Origin of the sequence: Burkholderia sp. AU45388, from assembly GCF_030481585.1 — a bacterium.
GTDB lineage: Bacteria > Pseudomonadota > Gammaproteobacteria > Burkholderiales > Burkholderiaceae > Burkholderia > Burkholderia sola.
Genome location: NZ_JAUJPV010000001.1, coordinates 412363 through 432458 on the forward strand (window position 1 = coordinate 412363; position 20096 = coordinate 432458).

The following is a 20096-nucleotide window of genomic DNA, read 5'->3' on the forward strand; positions in this document are numbered from 1 at the left end:
GATGTAGCCTTTCCGGCCTTCCCCCGATCGCGATTCCGATGCCCAGTCCCACCGCCGTCCGGCCCGCCGGGCCGCCCCGCATGTCCGACGTAGCGCGCCTCGCCGGCGTATCGAAGATGACGGTGTCGCGCGTGCTCGCCGGCCACAGCGTGGCCGCCGAGACGCGCGCACGGGTCTGCGAGGCCATCGACCAGCTCGGCTACGTGGCGGATGCCGCCGCCGGCGCGCTGTCGTCGGGGCGCTCGGAATTCGTCGCGGTGCTGGTGCCGTCGCTGTCGAGCTCCAACTTCTCGGACACCGTGCGCGGCCTCACCGACGCGCTCGAGCCGCACGGTCTGCAACTGCTGCTCGGCGATACCGACTACGACCTGGAACGGGAAGAACGGCTCGTGCGATCGATGCTGCGACACCAGCCGCGCTGCATCGCGCTGACGGGGTCGCAGCACACCGACGCGACGCGCAAGGTACTGGAGCGCTCGGCGATTCCCGTGGTCGAGATGTGGGACCTGCCCACGCGCCCGATCGACACCGCCGTCGGCTTTTCGAACGTGCGCGCCGCCCGTGCGATGGTGCGCCACCTGGCCGAGCGCGGTTATCGGCGCATCGGCTTTCTGGTCGGCGCGAGCGAGCTGGATCGCCGCGGCCTGGACCGGCTCAAGGGCTACCAGGCGGAGATCAAGGCGCTGGGCCTGGGCGAACCGCGCGTCGTGCGGCTGGGCGAATCGCCGATCACGATGAGCCACGGCGGGCCCGCGATGGCCGCGCTGCTGGAGCAATGGCCGGATACCGACGCGGTGATGTGCGTGAGCGACATGTCCGCATTCGGCGCGATCATGGAGTGCCACCGGCGCGGGCTCGCCGTGCCTGCCGACATCGCCGTGGCCGGCTTCGGGAACTTCGAAGTCGCGACGTGCTGCCACCCGACCATCACGACCGTGTCGGTCGACGCGTACGGCATCGGGCTGCGCACCGGCGAAGCATTGCTGGCGGCGCTGCAAGCGCGCGACGGCGGCGAGCGCACCGAATCGAAAAGCATTCGCATCGACTACACGATCATCGCGCGGGAAAGCGCCTGACGGGCCGACGGCCGCGCGCATTCCAGGACGCGACGCGTGCGGCCTCGTACCGCCTCTACCCCACGCCTTCGCCACGCGCGCACGAAATCCCTTCCGTGACGCAAAAAACCCGTGCTAACATCCAAGCGATGTTACCGGTATCATCCGGCACGCAAAATGAAAAAGGTCCTCAGGAGACAGCCTGCCATGTCACACACCGCTCGCCGCCTGCGCAGCCAGGAATGGTTCGACGACCCCGCGCACGCAGACATGACCGCGCTCTATGTCGAGCGCTTCATGAACTACGGGTTGACGCGCGAGGAACTGCAGTCGGGCCGCCCGATCATCGGCATCGCGCAGACGGGCAGCGACCTCGCGCCGTGCAACCGCCACCACATCGAGCTCGCCGAGCGCACCAAGGCCGGCATCCGCGACGCGGGCGGCATTCCGATGGAGTTCCCCGTGCATCCGCTGGCCGAGCAGAGCCGCCGGCCCACCGCCGCGCTCGACCGCAACCTCGCCTACCTGGGGCTGGTCGAGGTGTTGCACGGCTTTCCGCTGGACGGCGTGGTGCTGACGACCGGCTGCGACAAGACCACGCCCGCGTGCCTGATGGCCGCGGCCACCGTCGACATGCCCGCGATCGTGCTGTCGGGGGGCCCGATGCTCGACGGCTGGCACGAGGGCAAGCGGGTCGGCTCGGGCACGGTGATCTGGCATGCGCGCAACCTGCTCGCGGCAGGCGAGATCGACTACGAAGGCTTCATGCAGCTGACCACGGCTTCGTCGCCGTCGATCGGCCATTGCAACACGATGGGCACCGCGCTGTCGATGAACAGCCTCGCCGAGGCGCTGGGCATGTCGCTGCCCGGCTGCGCGAGCATTCCCGCCGCCTATCGCGAGCGCGGCCAGATGGCTTACGCGACCGGCAAGCGCGCGGTCGAACTCGTCCGCGAAGACCTTCGCCCGTCGACGATCATGACGCGCGCGGCATTCGAAAATGCGATCGTCGTGGCCTCCGCGCTGGGCGCATCGACCAACTGCCCGCCGCACCTGATCGCGATTGCGCGCCACATGGGCGTCGAACTGAGCCTGGACGACTGGCAGCGCCTGGGTGAATCGGTGCCGCTGCTCGTGAACTGCATGCCGGCCGGCGAATACCTCGGCGAGAGCTTCCACCGCGCCGGCGGCGTGCCGGCCGTGCTGCGCCAGCTCGACGCGGCCGGCCTGCTGCGGCGCGACTGCCTGACCGTATCGGGCCGCGCGATCGGCGAGATCGCCGACACCGCGCAGGACGCCGACCGCGACGTGATCCGCACGCCCGACGCGCCGCTCAAGCATGGCGCCGGCTTCATGGTGCTGTCGGGCAACTTCTTCGACAGCGCGATCATGAAGATGTCGGTGGTGGGCGACGCGTTCCGCCGGACCTATCTTTCCGAGCCGGGCGCGGAGAATACGTTCGAAGCGCGCGCGATCGTGTTCGACGGCCCCGAGGACTATCACGCGCGCATCAACGATCCCGCGCTGAACATCGACGAGCGCTGCATCCTCGTGATCCGCGGCTGCGGCACGGTCGGCTATCCGGGCAGTTCGGAAGTCGTGAACATGGCGCCGCCGGCCGAACTGGTGAAGCGCGGCGTGACGTCGCTGCCGTGCCTGGGCGACGGACGCCAGAGCGGTACGTCGGCCAGCCCGTCGATCCTCAACGTGTCGCCGGAAGCCGCGGTCGGCGGCGGCCTCGCGCTGCTGCGCACGAACGATCGCGTGCGCGTCGACCTGAATCGCCGCAGCGTCGACGTGCTCGTCGACGAGGACGAACTCGCGCGCCGCCGCGAAACCGCCAGCTTCACCGTGCCGCAGGCGCAAACGCCGTGGCAGGAACTCTATCGCCGGTTCGTCGGCCAGCTGTCCACCGGCGGCTGCCTCGAACCGGCCACGCTGTACCTGAAGGTGATCGAGCAGCGCGGCAACCCGCGCCATTCGCACTGACCCCACCGCCCCCGACTCTTGCCGAGCTGACCATGCGTACTCCTTCCGTTTCCGACTGCCTGCCGCACGACCTCGACCACGCGCTGCTGATCGGCCGCGTCTGGCGGCACGACGGCGCCCACGCGGGCCCGAGCGTCGTCGCCGTGCGCGGCGGCGAAGTGTTCGACATCACGCGCACCGTGCCGACCACCGCCGACCTGTTCGACCGCGCCGATGCGCTCGCCATCGCGCGCACCGCTGCCGGCGAATCGCTCGGCCGCGTCGAGCCGCTGGTGCAGGCGGCGCTGGACGGCACGCCGGGCGTGACGCACCTGCTTGCGCCGTGCGACGTGCAGGCGATCAAGGCATGCGGTGTCACCTTTGCCGTAAGCCTGATCGAGCGTGTGATCGAGGAACAGGCCGGCGGCGATCCGGCCAAAGCACGGGAGGTGCGCGACACCATCGCCACGACCATCGGCACCGACCTGTCGAAGATCGTGCCGGGCTCGGAGGCCGCGCTGCGCCTGAAGGCGGAACTCGAGCGCCGCGGCGCGTGGTCGCAATACATGGAAGTCGGCATCGGCCCGGATGCCGAGGTGTTCTCCAAGGCGCAGCCGATGTCGGCGGTCGGCTTCGGCGCGGACGTGGGGCTGCTGCCCATATCGGTGTGGAACAACCCGGAGCCCGAGATCGTGCTGGCGGTCGCCAGCGACGGCCGGCCGGTGGGCGCGACGCTCGGCAACGACGTGAACCTACGCGACGTCGAAGGCCGCTCGGCGCTGCTGCTCGGAAAATGCAAGGACAACAACGGCTCGTGCGCGATCGGCCCGTTCGTGCGGCTGTTCGACGACGGCTTCACGCTCGACAGCGTGCGGCAATGCAGCGTGTCACTGCGCGTCGACGGCGCGGACGACGGCTTCGTGCTCGACGGCATCAGCCACATGCGCGAGATCAGCCGCGACCCGGCCGACCTCGTCGCGCAGACCTGCGGCGCGCATCATCAGTATCCGGACGGCTTCATGCTGTTCCTCGGCACGATGTTCTCGCCGATCCAGGATCGCGACGCGCCCGGCGGCGGATTCACGCATCACCTCGGCGACCGCGTCACGATCTCCACGCCCGCGCTCGGCGCACTCGTCAACACCGTGCGTCTTTGCACGGAGATCGCGCCGTGGACCTTCGGCGTGCGCGCGCTGTACGCGAATCTGGCGGCACGCGGGCTGCTTGTCTGAACGACACGACAGCGATACCGGCCTGCCCGCCCGCGATCGATCGCGGTCAGCCACGGCGTGAGCGACGCCTCCGCGGATCGGCGCCGGCAACGAGCGCGATCCTGCCCGTTGCCGGCGGGCATGCCGGCCGGACCGGCCGCGCGGCGCGACCCTGCTCCCACGGTGCGGCGGACGAAGCCGGCGCTCGCCGGCCCGGTTCATCCGGCCATCACGCCGGCACCGCGCGCTCCGCCAGCTTGAACTCGCCGACCGTCTGCGCGAGCCGGGCCGCCTGCTCGCGCAGCGACGTCGCGGCAGCCGCCGATTGCTCGACCAGCGCCGCGTTCTGCTGCGTCGTATCGTCGAGCTGCGACACCGCCTGATTCACCTGCTCGAGCCCCGTGCTCTGCTCCTTCGCGGCCACGCTGATTTCGGCGATCACGCTCGTGATGTTGCGCACGCCATCGACGATTTCGTCCATCGTCGCACCGGCCGTCTGCACGAGCCCGGAGCCACCCTCGATCTTCTCGACCGACGAGTGGATCAGCTGCTTGATTTCGCGCGCGGCCTGCGCGCTGCGCTGCGCGAGCGCACGCACCTCGCCGGCGACGACCGCGAAGCCGCGGCCGTGCTCGTTCGCGCGGGCCGCCTCGACGGCGGCGTTCAACGCGAGAATGTTGGTCTGGAACGCGATGCCGTCGATCACGCCGACGATGTTGGCGATCTCTGCCGACGCCTGCGTGATGTCGTTCATCGTCGAGACGACGTCGCGCACGACCGTGCCGCCCCGCAGCGCGACATCCGACGCCGATTCCGCCAGACGGTTCACCTGGCTCGCCGCATCGGCCGAATTGCGGGCCGTGCCCGCGATCTCCTCGAGCGCCGCGGCCGTTTCCTGCAGGCTCGACGCCGCGTGTTCGGTGCGGGCCGACAGATCCTGGTTGCCTTGGGCGATCTCGGCGCTCGCGAGGTTGACGGACGTGCTGAACTCGCGGATCTGCAACAGGATCGCACTGATCTTCTCGGCGAACGCGTTGAACGCTCGCGCGATCTGCGCGGCTTCGTCCGCGCCGTCGGCGGGCAAGCGCTTCGTCAGGTCGCCGCTGCCGCTCGAAACGTCCGTGAGCGCGTCGCGCACCATCAGGATGCGTTTGAAGGCCGCGTTCGTCATCGCGCCGACGAGCGCGGCGGCGATGCCGGCCACGATCACGATCGCCAACAGCGTCGTCGTCGCGACCGCGCGCATGCCGGCCGTCACGTCGCCCTTGTCGAGCGCGAGCACCAGCGACCAGTCGGTGCCGGCGATCGGTTGTGCGCGCATCAGCTTGGCGGCGCCGTCGATATCGACCGCGACGGGCGCGGACGCCGTCTGCAGCGCGCCGAGGCGATCGGCATCGAGTTCCGGCGACAGACCGGTGGCCGGCTTCATGATCAGGTCGGTCTTGGCCGACGCGATCACGCGGCCGCCCTTGTCCACCAGGAACGCGAAGCTCGCCGGCGTCGGGTGAACGGAAGTCACGATCGAGCTCACGCTCTCCATGAACAGGCTGGCTGCCAGCACGCCCTTCACCGCGCCGTCGCGCACCACCGGCACCGCGAACGCGACGGCCGGCTTGCCGCTCGTCGCATCGCGGTAGAGCGCCGTCACGACTAGGTGGCCCGCGCCGACGGCCTGCTTGTACCAGGGCCGCCCGGTCGGATCGTAGCCGGGCGCGAGCGGCACGTTCGAGAACGCCGTCTTGTCCGGCAGGCCGAGCGTCAGCACCTCGAAGCCGCCCGACTTGCCGAGCAGCTTCAACGCCGGCACCGGGTCGCCCTCGCCGATCGTGATCGTATCCGCGAGCGCCTGGGTTTCGCGCGACCGGCTGGCCACCCATTCGTCGATCGCCAGCGCGTGGCCGGCGAGGATCGACTTGTGATTCTGGTCGATGGCCTCGTCGTTGTGGGTCTTGACGACGTAATAGACGAGCCCACCGGTGACGGCCAGCGCCGTCACTACGATGGCGACACACGTCGCCAGTATCCGTGCGCGAATTGATGACAGCATGATGACTTCGGTCTCCGTTACCGCGTGATTGAACTGGATCGCTGAACAGGGCGACCCTGATCCGTTTAACGGCACCGGAGGCGGGAAGTTGAGCGATGCCGGCAGGACGGCGGCACGCAGGAGGCCGCAAGACGCGCTATCGCGCGAAGCGCGAACATGGATACCGGTTGTAGCGTGCGGATCCGGAGCCGTTCGCGCGCTCGGCGTGACGAACGCGGACCGCGGTCGAATTTTTTTTGACGTCAGGCAACACGCAAACGATTGCCCGGAGAGCCCGTCCTAAACTGTTCGTTCTCCATTCCGTTAATCAGGAAATCTATTTGATACTCCCAACTGGATTCCTCCTATGAATGATCGACGATTGACGGTTCGCATGAAGCTGACCATGGCTTTCGGACTTCTTACATGCCTGGTCGTGCTCGTCTCGCTCCTCGGCATCATCTCGCTCGGCAACGCAAACGATGCCTTCGAGAATTACGTCAACGGCACCAACGCCCGCGCGAACCTGGCGGACAAGATTCGCTTCGCCGTCGACCGGCGCGCGATCGCCGCCCGCAACCAGGTCCTCGCGGCCAGCCCGCGCGATGCGGACCTCGAGAAGGAAGCGGCGCTGCAGGCCGACCGCGAAGTCGGCATGCTGATGAGCGAACTGACGAATGCGGTCCGCGACGGAAGCGGCGCGTCCGACAAATCTCGCGAACTGGTTCGGCAAATCGGGGCGATCGAGACGCAGTACGGCCCCGTGGCGCGCGCCATCGTCGACGCGGCGGCGAACAACCGGCGCGACCAGGCGATCACGATGATCAACGAACAGTGTCGACCGCTGCTGGCGCAGCTTGTGGCGGCCACCGACACGTATGCGAAGTACTCGCGCTCGCGGGCCGACCAACTGGTGAAGGAATCGGACGACCGTTATACCTCGCGCCGACTGATGCTGATCGCCATCTGCATCGCCGCCGCCGCCGCGGCCGCGCTCTCGGGCCTCTTCATCACCCGCGGCCTGCTGCGCGCGCTGGGCACCGAGCCCGCCGTGCTCAGCGATATCGCCGGCCATATCGCCGCCGGCGATCTCGGCGCCGAATCCGCGACCGGCGCCGCGCCGGCCGGCAGCGTGCTGGCATCGATGCGCGACATGCAGGCGAACCTGATCCGCCTGATCTCGGAAGTCCGTACCGCATCGGGCAACGTCGCGACCGGCGCCGGCGAAATCGCGTCCGGCAACCAGGACCTGTCCTCCCGCACCGAACAGCAGGCCGCGTCGTTGCAGGAAACCGCGTCGAGCATGGAGCAACTGACGTCCACCGTGCGCCTGAACGCCGACAATGCGCAACAGGCAAGCGGCCTGGCCAACAACGCATCGGAGGTCGCGCAGCGCGGCAGCTCGGCGGTCGGCCTGATGGTCGACACGATGACCGACATCAGCTCGAGTTCCGCCAAGATCGCCGAGATCACCGGGATCATCGAAGGGATCGCGTTCCAGACCAACATCCTCGCGCTCAACGCGGCCGTGGAGGCCGCCCGCGCCGGCGAACAGGGCCGCGGCTTCGCGGTGGTGGCGAGCGAAGTCAGAAGTCTCGCGCAGCGTTCGTCGAGCGCCGCGAAGGAAATTCGCGAGCTGATCTCGCAATCGGTGCGGAAAATCCAGGACGGCTCGCATATCGCGAACACCGCGGGGGACACGATGAGCGAGGTCACGCACGCGATCTCGCGCGTGACCGACATCATGGGCGAGATCGCCGCGGCGTCGAGCGAACAGAGCCGCGGCATCGAGCAGGTCAATCTCGCCATTACGCAAATGGACGAGGTCACCCAGCAGAATGCGGCGCTCGTCGAGCAGGCAGCGGCCGCCTCGAAATCGCTCGAGGAACAGGGAAACCGGCTTGCCGAGGCCGTCTCGCTGTTCCGGCTGGACACGCGCACGGCAAGCGCGTAAGCCAGCTCCCGCCACCCTGTATCGGTGACGGACGACGCATCGATTCCGGCGTCCGTCATGTTCAGTACCGGAAATTAACCAGATAGTGGGAATTTTCGCCCGCTGCGTACGACGCGAAACAATTCCGTAACGACCGTGTAACGATCGCTCACCACAATCCTCCGTCTTCTACCCTCAGGATGGAGTTTTGCATGTTTGCGTCACCAAGCCGTTTCCCGCTGCACGTCGCGGCATTGTCGAGTGCGCTCGTATTGGCTGCCTGCGGCGGCGGCGACGACGTCGCGCCGACCGCCACGATCGCCGCGGCCGTTCCGGCGCCGCCCGCCGACCCCGGCTTCGTCGACAGCGCGCCGATCCCGAGCGCGCCCGCTTTCGTCGACAACATCGCGACCAACCAGCGCGGCGATGCGCGCTATGCGACGCTCTCGACCAACGCCGCGGTGCGCGTGTTGAGCCGTTTCCTCGATCTCTGGCAGCCGGCGACGATGCTGGTCGACGCGGGCGTGAGCGCGCCGGCGAACGGCGCGTTCCCGGCCATCTCGCCGTCGACCTGCTCCGGGCTGCCGAACAGCGGCGTGCCGTGCGGCACGATCCTGAACAATGCGGTGCTGTCGGCCAACGTGCAGTACGTGGTCAACGCGACGACCGCCCGCACGCCGCAGCAGGCCGATGCCGCGTACTACGACGACCGGCGCGGCAAGGGCTACAGCGTGACCGACGGCATGGGCCCGCTCACCGCCGCATGGCGCACCGCGGCCCAGCAGACGACCAGCATCACCAGCGTGCCCGCCGATGCGACGACCGTGCTGTACAACGACTCCGGCAACAACGTCGGCGTCGGCAGCAGCAGCGGCAACGCCAGCTTCGGGAAGGTCGTCGACCTGCTCAACGAAATGGGCAACAACGCATCGACCGAACCGTCGAAGCGCTTCTTCAAATATGCGCGCCCGTACCGCTGGAGCTCCAGCGTGGTCGTCGCGCCGACGCTCGTGCCGGCCGAAAGCACGACGCCCGCGACCGACGGCGGTTTCATCAGCGGCCACACGGCCGAAGCGATGCGCGATGCGACGACGATGGCGTGGCTCGTGCCGGAACGCTTCCAGGAAATGGTCAGCCGCGGCCTCGAACTCGGCGAGAACCGGATTCTCGCCGGCATGCATTCGCCGCTCGACGTGATCGGCGGGCGCATGCTCGCGATGGCCGTCAGCGCGGCGAACCTGACCGCGTATGCGAGCGACGCGCAAGCCGCCTACACGCAAGCCCATCAGACGCTGCAACAACTGACGGGGACGAGCGCCACGACGTTCTCCGCATTCGCGCGCTCCGGCACGACGGCCACCGACCGGTTCGCCGACTACACGGCGAACAAAGCCGCGTTCCTGCGCCGCATGACGTTCGGCTTCGGCGCGATCGAATCGACGAACGCACCGCCGGTCGTGCCGAAGGGCGCGGAGATCCTGCTGCAGACGCGCTTCCCGTATCTGAGCGCCGATCAGCGACGCGTCGTGCTGAAGACGACCGAACTGTCGTCCGGCTATCCGGTGATGGACGATGCGGAAGGCTGGGGCCGCCTGAACCTGTTCGCGGCCGCCGACGGCTACGGCGCGTTCAACGGCAACGTGATCGTGTCGATGGATGCGTCACAGGGCGGGCTCAATGCCGCCGACCTGTGGCGCAACGACGTCGCGGGCGCCGGCAAGCTGACGCTGCAAGGCAGCGGCACGCTGACGCTGGCGGGCAACAACGCGTACACCGGCGGCACGCAGGTGAGCGGCGGCACGCTGGCGGCCGCGTCGCCGACGGCGTTCGGCACGGGCGACGTGTACGTCGGCTCGGGCGGCAGCGTGCGGATCGCGGCCGCCGCGCCGGTGACGGTCGCCACCCGCTACACGCAGCTCGACAACACGACGCTCGAACTCGACATCGACGGCAACGGCGGTGGGCGTCTGCGCGTGGGCGGCCCGCTCACCGTCACGGGCGGCACGCTGCACGTGAAATTCGTGAACGGCTACGCACCGAAGGCAGGCGACACCATCGCGCTGATCGACGGTGCGGCGGGTGCCGCGAAGTTCGCGACGGTGACGGTCGACGGGTTCAAGGCCACGCCGGTCTACACGGCGACGGGCGTGTCGATCAAGCTATCGGCGGCGTAACCGGCAGCGAAGATCGTTCCTGCAACGGCGCTGCCCACGGGCGGCTCCGGCTTCGGTTACGCGAGGCGGCCGGAGGCTGCCATGCCGGCGCCGTCCGGGCCGGATCGCGTACCGAAGCGCCGTTGCAGTTCGATGATCGTCGGCAGGTTGAAATCGTGAACGTCCGGCGCGGCGGCGCCCTGCCGCCGGCTGACCTCCACGCAGAGCTCCAGCGCACGGGCCCGCGTCTCGGCGAGCAAGCGCAGCGCTTCGCCGAGCAACCCCTTCTCCAGTTCCGACAGCGAGCCGTCGTGACCGGCTTCGCCGATCGCCGGCTCGCTCATGCTGGTTTCCATCGCGGCTTCTCCTTCGCTGTCCGATTGCGCGCGCGGCAGCACGTCGCCTCGCGCGTCACATGACCGCGCCGCGCAGCCACGGCACGAATTCGCGTTCGCCGATGCCGTTGTCCTCGCTGCGCGATCGCCGCCCGGAGGCGACGTCGAGCATCAGCCGGAACAGCCGCTCGCCCGCTTCGTCGACCGAGAGTGAACCGGCGACGATCCCGCCGCTGTCGAAATCCATGTCCGATTGCATCCGCTCGAACAGGCCGCTCGTCGTCGCGATCTTGATCGTCGGCACCGGCTTCGAGCCGAATACCGAACCGCGGCCCGTCGTGAAGCACACGAGATTCGCGCCGCCGGCGATCTGCCCGGTGGCCGACACCGGGTCGTAGCCGGGCGTGTCCATGAACACGAGCCCGGCTTGCCGCACCGGCTCCGCATAGTCGTAGACCGCGCGCAGCGGCGAGCGGCCGCCCTTGGACACCGCGCCGAGCGATTTCTCGAGAATCGTCGTGATGCCGCCGGCGAGGTTGCCGGGCGACGGGTTGTTGTTCATTTCGCCGCCGTTGTCGGCGACGTAGCGCTCCCACCACTGCAACCGGCCGAGCAGGCGCTCGGCCACGTCGCGCGAGGCCGCCCGCGCGATCAGCAGATGCTCGGCGCCGTAGATCTCGGGTGTCTCGGACAGAATCGCGGTGCCGCCGTTGCGGACCAGCAGGTCGACGGCCGCGCCGAGCGCCGGATTCGCGGTAATGCCCGAGTAGCCGTCGGACCCGCCGCACTGCAGGCCGACCGTCAGCCGCGAGGCCGGCACGGCGCTGCGACGCGCGCCGTCGGCCGCCTCCACCAACTCGCGCACGATCGACACGCCTTTGGCCACGGTGTCGCGCACGCCGCCCTCGTCCTGGATCACCAGCGTGCGCACGGTGCCGGGCGCCGCCGCGTCGAGCCGTTCCGCGAGCGCGCCGACCTGGTTCACCTCGCAGCCGAGGCCGACGAGCAGCACGCCGGCGAAATTCGGGTTCCGTGCATAGCCGACGAGCGTGCGCCGCAGCAGTTCGATGCCGTCCCCGCTCGCGGACATCCCGCAGCCGCTCTGATGCGTGATCGCGACGACGCCGTCGACGTGACCGAACGCATCGAGCGCGCCGTGCCGGTATGCATCGGCGATCGCATGACAGACGCTCGCCGAACAGTTGACGCTCGCGATCACGCCGACGTAGTTGCGGGTCCCCACGCTGCCGTCGGGCCGCACGAATCCGTCGAAGGTGTCGCGGCGATCCGCCGCAACGTCGTGCGTGTCGCCCGCAGGCCCATCCTCGCGCGCATGCCGATCAGGCATCCCGACGTTGTGCACGTGCACGTGCTCGCCCGCGGCGATGTCGCGCAGCGCGACGCCGATCGGCTGCCCGCATTTGACGATCGCGGCGCCGCGCGCGATCGGCGCGGTGGCGACCTTGTGGCCGGCCGGCACCGCGGCCGCCGGCCGCAGCGGTGCGCCGCGCACGTCGATCGGCACGTCGGGCGCCAGCGCGTCGAGTGCGACGGCGACGTTGTCGTTGCCGTGAAGGATCACGATTGCCGGTTGTGTCACGATGTACCTCTTCCTGTCGTTGCGATGCCGGCCGCCGCAGCGCCGGCCGCCAGCTCATGGCGGGCGACGAGTTGCCGCAACCGCGATTGTTCGGCCGGCAGCGCCAGCGAATCCGCGAGTGCGAGCAGCGGCTCGATCCGCCGTGCCACCTTCTCGCGATGGTTGACCGCGATATCGGCGATGCGATGCGCGAGAAACGGATTGAGAAAACGCTCGCGCACGCTGTCGACGTAGCGTTCCGCGGCTTCCCGCAACCCCAGCGCGACGAACACCGGCGCGACTTCATCGCGCCACACGGCTTCGAGACCATCGCGCAGCCGCGCATCGTTCATCGCGTCCAGCACCGTTTCCGATGCATCGCGCCCTGCCGAGAGCCATTGCTCCGCGAGCCAGCTGTGCCCGAGATTGAGGAAGAACAGCTTCAGCCGCTCGTGGCTGCGCAAATCGTCGGTGACGACGATCCGAGCATGCGTGCACGGTAGCGCCATGCCCGCACGCCGTTCGATCGCCCATAGCGCATAAGGCTCCGCGATCGCGCCGACCGGATGAAGCGGCTCGGACACGATGCGGTCGACGAGCGAGTTGATCCATACGCACCGGTTGCACAGATAGTCGGCGAACGCGTCGGGCAGCCGACACTGGCGCGCGAGGCCCAGCACGATGTCGCGCAGCGTGTCGCCATTGTTCGTCACCAGTTCGCACGGCAGGATGGAAACGTCGTCATCGGGCCGGGCCTGCCAGCGCGCATGCAGCAGCGCGAGCAGCTTCGCCGGAAAACCGTGCGGTGGGTGCTCGGGCCGGGCCAGCAGGTCCGCGGTGTCGCGCGGATCGGCGCGATAGCCTGCGTCGCCGGTGTTCGACACGATCACGCGCACCGTCTCGATCGCGGCGTCGCGTATCTCCGCCCAGTCGCGCTCGGCGTCCCATGCACGATGTACGGCATGGCACTCGACGACTTCGTCGACCACGCCGCCGCGCTCGCGCCCGCGAATCCGCACCGGATAGCGACCGGTGGCGCGCAGCGCGTCGATGCGGGCGCGGCTGGCCGGATTGCCGGTCGTCTGCACGATGCCGATGCCGCCCATCGCGTTGCCGTCGTCCAGCGCCTGCGAGACGAACAGGTCGACGTGCGCGAGCAGGAAGCGGCTCGTGCCGAACTGCAGGATCGGCGGCGTCATCGCATGCGCTCCGCACGACGGATTCGATCGCTCAGCATTCGACGAGCGCCTTCACGACGGTCTGCCCCGCATCCAGCAAACGCGGCAGCGCGTCCGGCACCTCGTCGAGCCGCATCCGGTGCGTGTTCAGCGCGCGGTCCGGAATGCGCCCCGCGCGCATCGCGTCGAGCACCGTCGCGAAATCCTCGGCCGTCGCATTGCGGCTCGCGAGCAGCGTGGTCTCCCGCTTGTGGAATTCGGGATCCGAAAACGCGACGTGCCCGCGCACGATCGAGATCAACGTATATTTGCCGCCGTGCGCGACGAATTCGAAACCGCGATTCATTGCATCGAGGTTGCCCGTCGCGTCGAACACCGCATCGAAATACTCGCCGTTCGTCAACGACGCGAGACGCTCCGTATCGCCTTCCCCCACCTCCACCGCCGCATCGACCGCCAGATGCTGCCGGCAAAACGCGAGACGGTCGGCCCGCGTGTCGAGGCACGTGACGTCGGCGCCGCGCAGCTTCGCGAAGATCATCGCGGCCATGCCGATCGGCCCGGCGCCAACGACCAGCGTGCGCTGCCCGGCGCGGACGTCCGCGCGCCGCACCGCATGCGCGCCGATCGCGAGAAATTCCAGCATCGCCGCCTGGTCGAGCGAAATGCCGTCGGCCTTGTGAACGAACTGCGCGGGCACGCTCAGGTATTCGGTCAACGCGCCGTCGCGATGCACGCCGAGCACCTTGATGTTCACGCAGCAGTTCGTGTTGCCGTGACGGCAGGCGACGCAATGCCCGCACGACAGATACGGCATCACGTACACCGCGTCGCCGGCGGCGAGCCCCGACTCGGCTTCCGCCTCGACGACCACCGCCGACAGCTCATGGCCCATCACGCGCGGATAGTCGAGGTACGGCTGGTTGCCGGTGAAGATGTGCAGGTCGGTGCCGCAGATGCCGACCCGTTGCACGCGCAACAATACTTCGCCGCTGCCGCGCACGGGCGGTTCGCGATGCTGCACGCGCAGCACGCCGGGGGATTCGCAAATCACGCTGAGCATGTCGGGTTCCTTTCGTTCTGTTTCATTCGTCGTGGCGTGCGGTGTCGATCCGGTAGAAGCGGCGCGCGTTGCCGCCGAAGAGGCCATCCAGCGCCGCGGCGCCGAGCAACCGCGCGCAATCGTCCTCGCACGCGGCCAGCCATTCGCCGTAGCCGCCGCACGCCGACGCCAGCCGCAGCACCGGCCAGTCGCTGCCCCACATCAAGCGCGTCGGCCCGAACAGCTCGGCCAGCGCGTGGACGTACGGCCGCGTGCGCGTGCGGACGGCATCGGCGCCGGCCGACGGCCCCGCTTCGGTCCACAGGCCGGACAGCTTGCAATGAAGATTCGGCAGGCGCGCGAGCCGGCTCATCGCGAACAGCCACGGCTGCAATTCGCCGCGCTCGATGAACGGCTTCGCGCCGTGATCGATCACGATCGGCAGCTCCGGATGGCGTCGCGCGAACGCATGCAGCGCATCGAGATGGCGCGGCATCACCAGCGCATCGAAACTCAGCGCATGCTCGAGCATCGCGGCGACCGCGCGATCCAGCCGCGGATCGTCGATCCACGCGTCGTCGGGCAGATCCTGCAGCATCGGTCGCAGGCCGCGCGCCTTCGGTGCGGATGCAAACGCCGCGATCCGCGCCGGTGCGTCGTCGGCCTTCAGGTCGACCCAGCCGACCACCGCGCCGACGGTCGGCGTGTCAGCCGCGAGATCGAGCAGAAAGCGCGTGTCGGCTTCGCTCGGCAACGATTGCACGAGGACGGTGGTATCGATGCGCGCGGCGTCGAGCAGCGGCGCCAGATCGGCGGGGCCGAAATCCCGGTGAATCGCATCGAGTTCGGCCGGCGGCCAGCAGCCGGCCCGCGCGCCGATGCGCCAGTAGTGCTGATGGGCGTCGATCCGTGCGGTCATGCGCGTGCTCCCGGCACCGGCGCGTGCGCGTCGATCAGCCCTTCGTCGCGCAGCGCGTCCCACAGTTCGGCCGGCGCGGGGCGCTCGAACCAGTCGATGTTCTGCTGCAACTGCGCCACGCTGCGCGCGCCGACCACGCACGACACGACGGCCGGATGGCCGAACGGAAACTGCAGCGCGGCGGCGGGAAGCGGCACGTCGAAGCGCTCGCACAGCGCGCCGAGCCGCGTCGCCTTGTCGATCACGTCGGCGCTCGCGTCCGCATAGTTGAACTTGCCGTTGCCGGCGAGCAGGCCGGAATTGAACACGCCGCCGATCACGATTGCCGTCCCGTCACGGGCGCACGCGTCGAGCAGCGGTTCGAGCGCCGTCTGTTCGAGCAGCGTGTAGCGGCCGGCCAGCAGCACCGCATCGAGCGCCGCTTCGTTCAGCGCGTCGGCCGCCACTTCCCATTCGTTCACGCCGAGGCCGAATGCGCCGATCTCGCCGCCCGAGCGCAGCGCGTCGAGCGCGCGAAACCCGCCGCCGCGCGTCAACTGCTCCCAGTAGTGCGCGTGACGATCGCCGTGCGTCATCGCGCCGATGTCGTGCACGTACAGCATGTCGACGCGTGCGAGCCCGAGCCGTTGCCGGCTGTCGTCGTGCGAGCGCATGATCCCGTCGTAGCTGTAGTCGTAGACCGGCCGGAACGGCAGCGGCTCGGCCCAGCCGTCGTCGCCGGGGCGCACGCTCGCGTCGGCGCGCATCAGCCGCCCGACCTTCGTGCTGAGCGTGAACGTGCGGCGCTCGCGCGCGGCGAGCCCCGCCCCCACGCGCCGCTCGGACAGCGTGTAGCCGTAGTACGGCGCGGTGTCGAAATAGCGCAGGCCGGCCGCCCACGCGGCGTCGACGAGCGCGGAGGCGTCGGCGGCCGCCATCGGCCGATAAAGGCCGCCGAGCTGCGAGCAGCCGAGGCCGAGCGCCGACACCGTCAGCCCGCTGCGCGGCAAGGTGCGCGTATCGTGTGCGTTCATGAGGCGTGACTGGATACGGGGAAAAGGGATCAGTACAGGACGTTCTTCGCCGCCTGCGAATCGAGGTTCTGCTTGTCGACCATCACGACGCCGGTATCGATCAGCTTCGGCGTGGGCTTGTGCTCGATCACGTCGAGCGCGGTGCGCACGCCCTGGTTCCCCATCTGCCACGAGCCCTGCACGGCGATCGCCTGCACGGTGCCATCGCGCACGAAGCCCTGCAGATCCTCGTTGCCGTCGAATCCGATCGCCACCACCTTGCCCGCCTTGCCCGACTGCTTCAGCGCACGGCCCATCCCGACCGCGGTCGGCTCGTTCGCGCCGAAGATGCCCTTCAGGTCCGGGTTCGCCGACAGCACGTCGGTCGTCTGGTTCAGCGCGGTCGCCATCTGCGATTGCGAGTAGTACGGGCCGACGATCTGCAGCTTCGAATGACTCTCGATGTATTTGCGGAACCCGCCGACGCGGCTGACCTCGGAGCCCGCGCCCGGCACGTACGACATGATCGCGATCTTGCCCGACTGCCCGACGCGGTCGATCAGCGCCTTCGCGCACAGCGCGCCCGCCTTCTCGTTGTCGGTCGACAGGAACGCCTGGTAGTACGGCTTGCCGGCGTCCGCGATCGCCGAGTCGATCAGCACGACCGGGATGTGCGCTTCCCACGCCTTCTTGATCGCGGGCACGAGCGCATCGGGATCGGACGGCGCGAGCACGATGGCCGCCACATGCCGCGTGACCGCGTTGTCGACCATGTTGACCTGCCCGCTGATGTCGGATTCGGCCGCCGGGCCCTGGAACGTCATCGTGTAGCCCTTGGCGCCGTCGAGCGCCGCCTTCGCGCCTTTCTGCACGTTCTGCCAGTAGTTCGAATTGACCGTCTTGACGATCACCGCGATCTCGCCGCCCGCCGCATACACGCCGCTGCTGCACACCGCGAACACGCACGCCGATGCCGCCAGCAGGATGGATTTGTTCATGTCTCGCTCCGCTTCTCGTTGGTAGGGACTGCTTGCTGCCGGTCAGGGCCGGCGGTTGCGCAACTGGTCGATCCACACCGTGCCGAGGATCACGACGCCGATGATGATCTGCTGGATGAAGCTCGATACGCCGTTCATGTTCAGGCCGTTGCGCAGCACGCCGATCACGAACGCGCCGATCGCCGTGCCGGAGATCGTGCCGACGCCGCCCATCAGCGACGTGCCCCCGATGACCGAACTGGCGATCGCGTCGAGCTCGTACATCACGCCTTCGTTCGGCTGCCCGGTAACGAGCCGCGACATCAGCACGCAGCCGGTCACGCCCGCGAGCGCGCCGGACAGCACGTAGGTGAACAGCTTCACGCCCTGCACGTTCACGCCCGACAGCCGCGCGGCTTCCGCGTTCGACCCGACCGCGTAGATGTGACGGCCGAGCGACGTTCTCGACAGCAGCACGGACACCACGACGAACAGCACGATCATGATCACGACCGGATACGGAATGCCGGGAAAGGTCGTGTCGGGGAACCCATCCGCGCCGATGTGCGAGATCCGCAGCAGCGCGCCGTTGCCGAGCGCGCCGAACGCGTCGCCGAGATCCGATACCGGCCGCGCGCCCGTGATCTGCAGCGCGATGCCGCGCGCGACGAGCATCATGCCGAGCGTCGCGATGAACGGCGGCAGGCCCATCTGCGTCACGCAGATGCCGTTGACGAGCCCGCACAGCGCGCCGACCAGGATGCCGGCCGCCATCGCCGCGGGCACCGGCACGCCGAGCTTGACCAGCAGCGCGGCACAGACGCCGGCCAGCGCGAGCACCGAGCCGACCGACAGGTCGATGCCGCCGGTGATGATCACGCAGGTGGCGGCCACGCCCAGATAGGCGATGGAGGTGACCTGCAGGCCGACGGTCATCAGGTTGTCGACGGAGAAGAACGCCGCGCTCGATATCGAGAACGCGAACACGAGCACGACGAGGCTGCCCAGCGCCGCGAACTTCTGGATCAGGTCGCGCCGCCGCTGTCGCGCCGCCCGCTCGTCGGCCTGGCTTCGATCGGATGTCATTTCAAGCATGGGAACGCCCCGACGCGTAGTGCATGATCTCCTCCTGACTGGTGTGTTTCGTATCGAGAAATGCGGTCAATCGACCTTCGTGAAAAACGGCGATCCGGTCGGTCATGCCGAGCAGTTCGGGCAGTTCCGAACTGATCAGCACCACGCCGACGCCGTCGGCCGCGAGCCGGTCCATCAGCCCGTAGATTGCGAATTTCGCGCCGACGTCGATGCCGCGTGTCGGCTCGTCGAAGAACAGGATCTTCGAGCCGCGGTAGAGCCATTTGCCGATGACGACTTTCTGCTGGTTGCCGCCGGACAGGTTGCGCACGCGCTGGTGCACGGACGGCGTGCGAATCGCGAGGTCCTGCACGTAGCGGCGCGCGACGTCGAGTTCGTCGTCGAAGCGCAGGAACCCGAAACGTGACGTGATGCCGCGCACGTTCGCGAGCGTGAGGTTCGCCGCGACGGGCATCGGCAGCGCGAGCCCCTCCTTCTTGCGGTCCTCCGACAGATACGCGATGCCGTGCCGGATCGCCTCGCGCGGCGAACGGATCGTCACGGGCCGGCCGTGCAGCGCGATCGTGCCGCCGTCGATGCGATCCGCGCCGAAGATCGCACGGGCGATCTCGGTGCGCCCCGCGCCCATCAATCCCGCGAAACCGAGGATCTCGCCGCGGCGCAGCGCGAACGACACCGGCCCGAACACGCCGTCGCGGCGCAGGTCCCGCACGTCGAGCAGCACCTCGTCGGTCGGCACCGATTGCCGCGACGGATAGGCGTCGTCGAGCGTGCGTCCGACCATGCGCGCGACGATGTCGTCGATGCTCACGTCGGCGAAATCGTCCGTCGAGATGTGGCGCCCGTCGCGCAGCACCGTCACGCGATCGACGATCTGCGCCATTTCGTCGAGCCGGTGCGAGATATACAGAATCGCGACGCCGTCCGCACGCAGTTCCTCGATGATGCGAAAGAGCTGCACCGTCTCCGCTTCCGTCAGCGACGACGTGGGCTCGTCCATGATCAGCACGCGCGCGTCGTGCGACAGCGCCTTCGCGATCTCGACCATCTGCTGCTGCGCGATCGACAGCACCCCGACCTTCGTCGTCGGGGCCACGTTCAGGCCGATGCGCGCGATGCAGCGCGCCGCATCCGCGTTCATGCGTTTCGTATCGACGAACGGCCCGCGCCGCGGCTCGCGCGCGAGGAACAGGTTCTCCGCCACGCTCAGGTGCGGAACGAGATTGAGTTCCTGGTGAATGATCGAGATGCCGGCCGCCTGTGCTTCGGAAGCCGAACGAAACCGCACCGGCGCGCCGCGATAGTGAACGACGCCGTCGTCGGGCAGGTACTGGCCGCTGATGATCTTCATCAGCGTCGATTTGCCCGCGCCGTTCTCGCCGCACACCGCATGCACCTCGCCGCGGCGCAGGTCAAGGCGAATCCCGTCGAGCGCGAGCACGCCGGGGAAGCGCTTGCGAATCCCGTCCAGGCGCAGGATCTCCCGGTCCGCTTCGTCGTGCGCGGCCTGACCGGGCAGATTGCGAGGCATTGCCATTGCGTCTCCTTGGGGTGGATCGACCTCGGCACTATCCGGTCAGTCCAATTTGGATGAATTACAGCAATCAAACCACTTTTGGTCAAGCCAATTTAA

General features: G+C 68.6%; 15 protein-coding genes. 5 read left to right on the plus strand and 10 right to left on the minus strand.

What is annotated here, in order from left to right:
• Positions 1–38 precede the first annotated feature (38 nt).
• From QZM72_RS01865 to QZM72_RS01875, 3 genes are all read left to right on the plus strand, one after another.
• Positions 39–1076, plus strand: coding sequence for a LacI family DNA-binding transcriptional regulator (locus QZM72_RS01865; RefSeq protein WP_089471341.1), 1038 nt, complete (start codon positions 39–41; stop codon positions 1074–1076).
• A gap of 186 nt (positions 1077–1262) precedes the next feature.
• Positions 1263–3044, plus strand: coding sequence for an IlvD/Edd family dehydratase (locus QZM72_RS01870; protein WP_301736974.1), 1782 nt, complete (start codon positions 1263–1265; stop codon positions 3042–3044).
• 32 nt (positions 3045–3076) lie between these two features.
• The gene (locus QZM72_RS01875; protein WP_301736975.1) at positions 3077–4255 is read left to right on the plus strand and encodes a fumarylacetoacetate hydrolase family protein; all 1179 of its coding nucleotides are present in this window, start codon (positions 3077–3079) and stop codon (positions 4253–4255) included.
• A 208-nt stretch (positions 4256–4463) separates the two neighbouring features.
• Here QZM72_RS01875 and QZM72_RS01880 read toward each other — a convergent pair whose 3' ends face one another.
• Positions 4464–6281 (minus strand): methyl-accepting chemotaxis protein, encoded by a 1818-nt coding sequence (locus QZM72_RS01880; RefSeq protein ID WP_089471344.1) that lies wholly within the window; start codon positions 6279–6281, stop codon positions 4464–4466.
• 346 nt (positions 6282–6627) lie between these two features.
• Between QZM72_RS01880 and QZM72_RS01885 the strand changes: the two genes are divergently transcribed.
• Positions 6628–8214: a methyl-accepting chemotaxis protein gene (locus tag QZM72_RS01885; RefSeq protein WP_089471345.1), complete on the plus strand. Its 1587-nt coding sequence runs from the start codon at positions 6628–6630 to the stop codon at positions 8212–8214.
• A gap of 191 nt (positions 8215–8405) precedes the next feature.
• Positions 8406–10367, plus strand: a complete 1962-nt coding sequence (locus QZM72_RS01890; RefSeq protein ID WP_301736976.1) for a phosphatase PAP2 family protein — start codon at positions 8406–8408, stop codon at positions 10365–10367.
• A gap of 56 nt (positions 10368–10423) precedes the next feature.
• Here QZM72_RS01890 and QZM72_RS01895 read toward each other — a convergent pair whose 3' ends face one another.
• The 9 genes from QZM72_RS01895 to QZM72_RS01935 are packed head-to-tail and all read right to left on the minus strand — an operon-like array spanning position 10424 to position 20000.
• Positions 10424–10744 (minus strand): hypothetical protein, encoded by a 321-nt coding sequence (locus QZM72_RS01895; protein WP_301736977.1) that lies wholly within the window; start codon positions 10742–10744, stop codon positions 10424–10426.
• A 13-nt stretch (positions 10745–10757) separates the two neighbouring features.
• Complete coding sequence (locus tag QZM72_RS01900; protein ID WP_301736978.1) at positions 10758–12281, minus strand: UxaA family hydrolase; 1524 nt, start codon at positions 12279–12281, stop codon at positions 10758–10760.
• On the minus strand, positions 12278–13459 hold the full coding sequence (locus QZM72_RS01905) for a mannitol dehydrogenase family protein (protein WP_301736979.1): 1182 nt from the start codon (positions 13457–13459) through the stop codon (positions 12278–12280). The genes QZM72_RS01900 and QZM72_RS01905 overlap by 4 nt, the downstream gene beginning before the upstream one ends.
• A gap of 31 nt (positions 13460–13490) precedes the next feature.
• Entirely contained in the window at positions 13491–14501 is a 1011-nt protein-coding gene (locus tag QZM72_RS01910) for a zinc-binding alcohol dehydrogenase family protein (protein WP_301736980.1), read from the minus strand.
• 22 nt (positions 14502–14523) lie between these two features.
• On the minus strand, positions 14524–15399 hold the full coding sequence (locus QZM72_RS01915) for an amidohydrolase (RefSeq protein WP_301736981.1): 876 nt from the start codon (positions 15397–15399) through the stop codon (positions 14524–14526).
• Entirely contained in the window at positions 15396–16412 is a 1017-nt protein-coding gene (locus tag QZM72_RS01920) for an aldo/keto reductase (protein WP_301736982.1), read from the minus strand. The genes QZM72_RS01915 and QZM72_RS01920 overlap by 4 nt, the downstream gene beginning before the upstream one ends.
• 29 nt (positions 16413–16441) lie before the next feature.
• A complete protein-coding gene (locus QZM72_RS01925; protein WP_301736983.1) occupies positions 16442–17389 on the minus strand; it encodes an ABC transporter substrate-binding protein in 948 nt (315 codons plus the stop codon).
• A gap of 42 nt (positions 17390–17431) precedes the next feature.
• Positions 17432–18463 carry an ABC transporter permease gene (locus tag QZM72_RS01930; protein WP_301736984.1) on the minus strand — a complete coding sequence of 344 codons (1032 nt, stop codon included), beginning with the start codon at positions 18461–18463 and terminating at the stop codon, positions 17432–17434.
• Positions 18456–20000 (minus strand): sugar ABC transporter ATP-binding protein, encoded by a 1545-nt coding sequence (locus QZM72_RS01935; protein ID WP_089471354.1) that lies wholly within the window; start codon positions 19998–20000, stop codon positions 18456–18458. Before QZM72_RS01935 ends, QZM72_RS01930 begins: the two co-directional genes overlap by 8 nt.
• Positions 20001–20096: the final 96 nt, after the last annotated feature.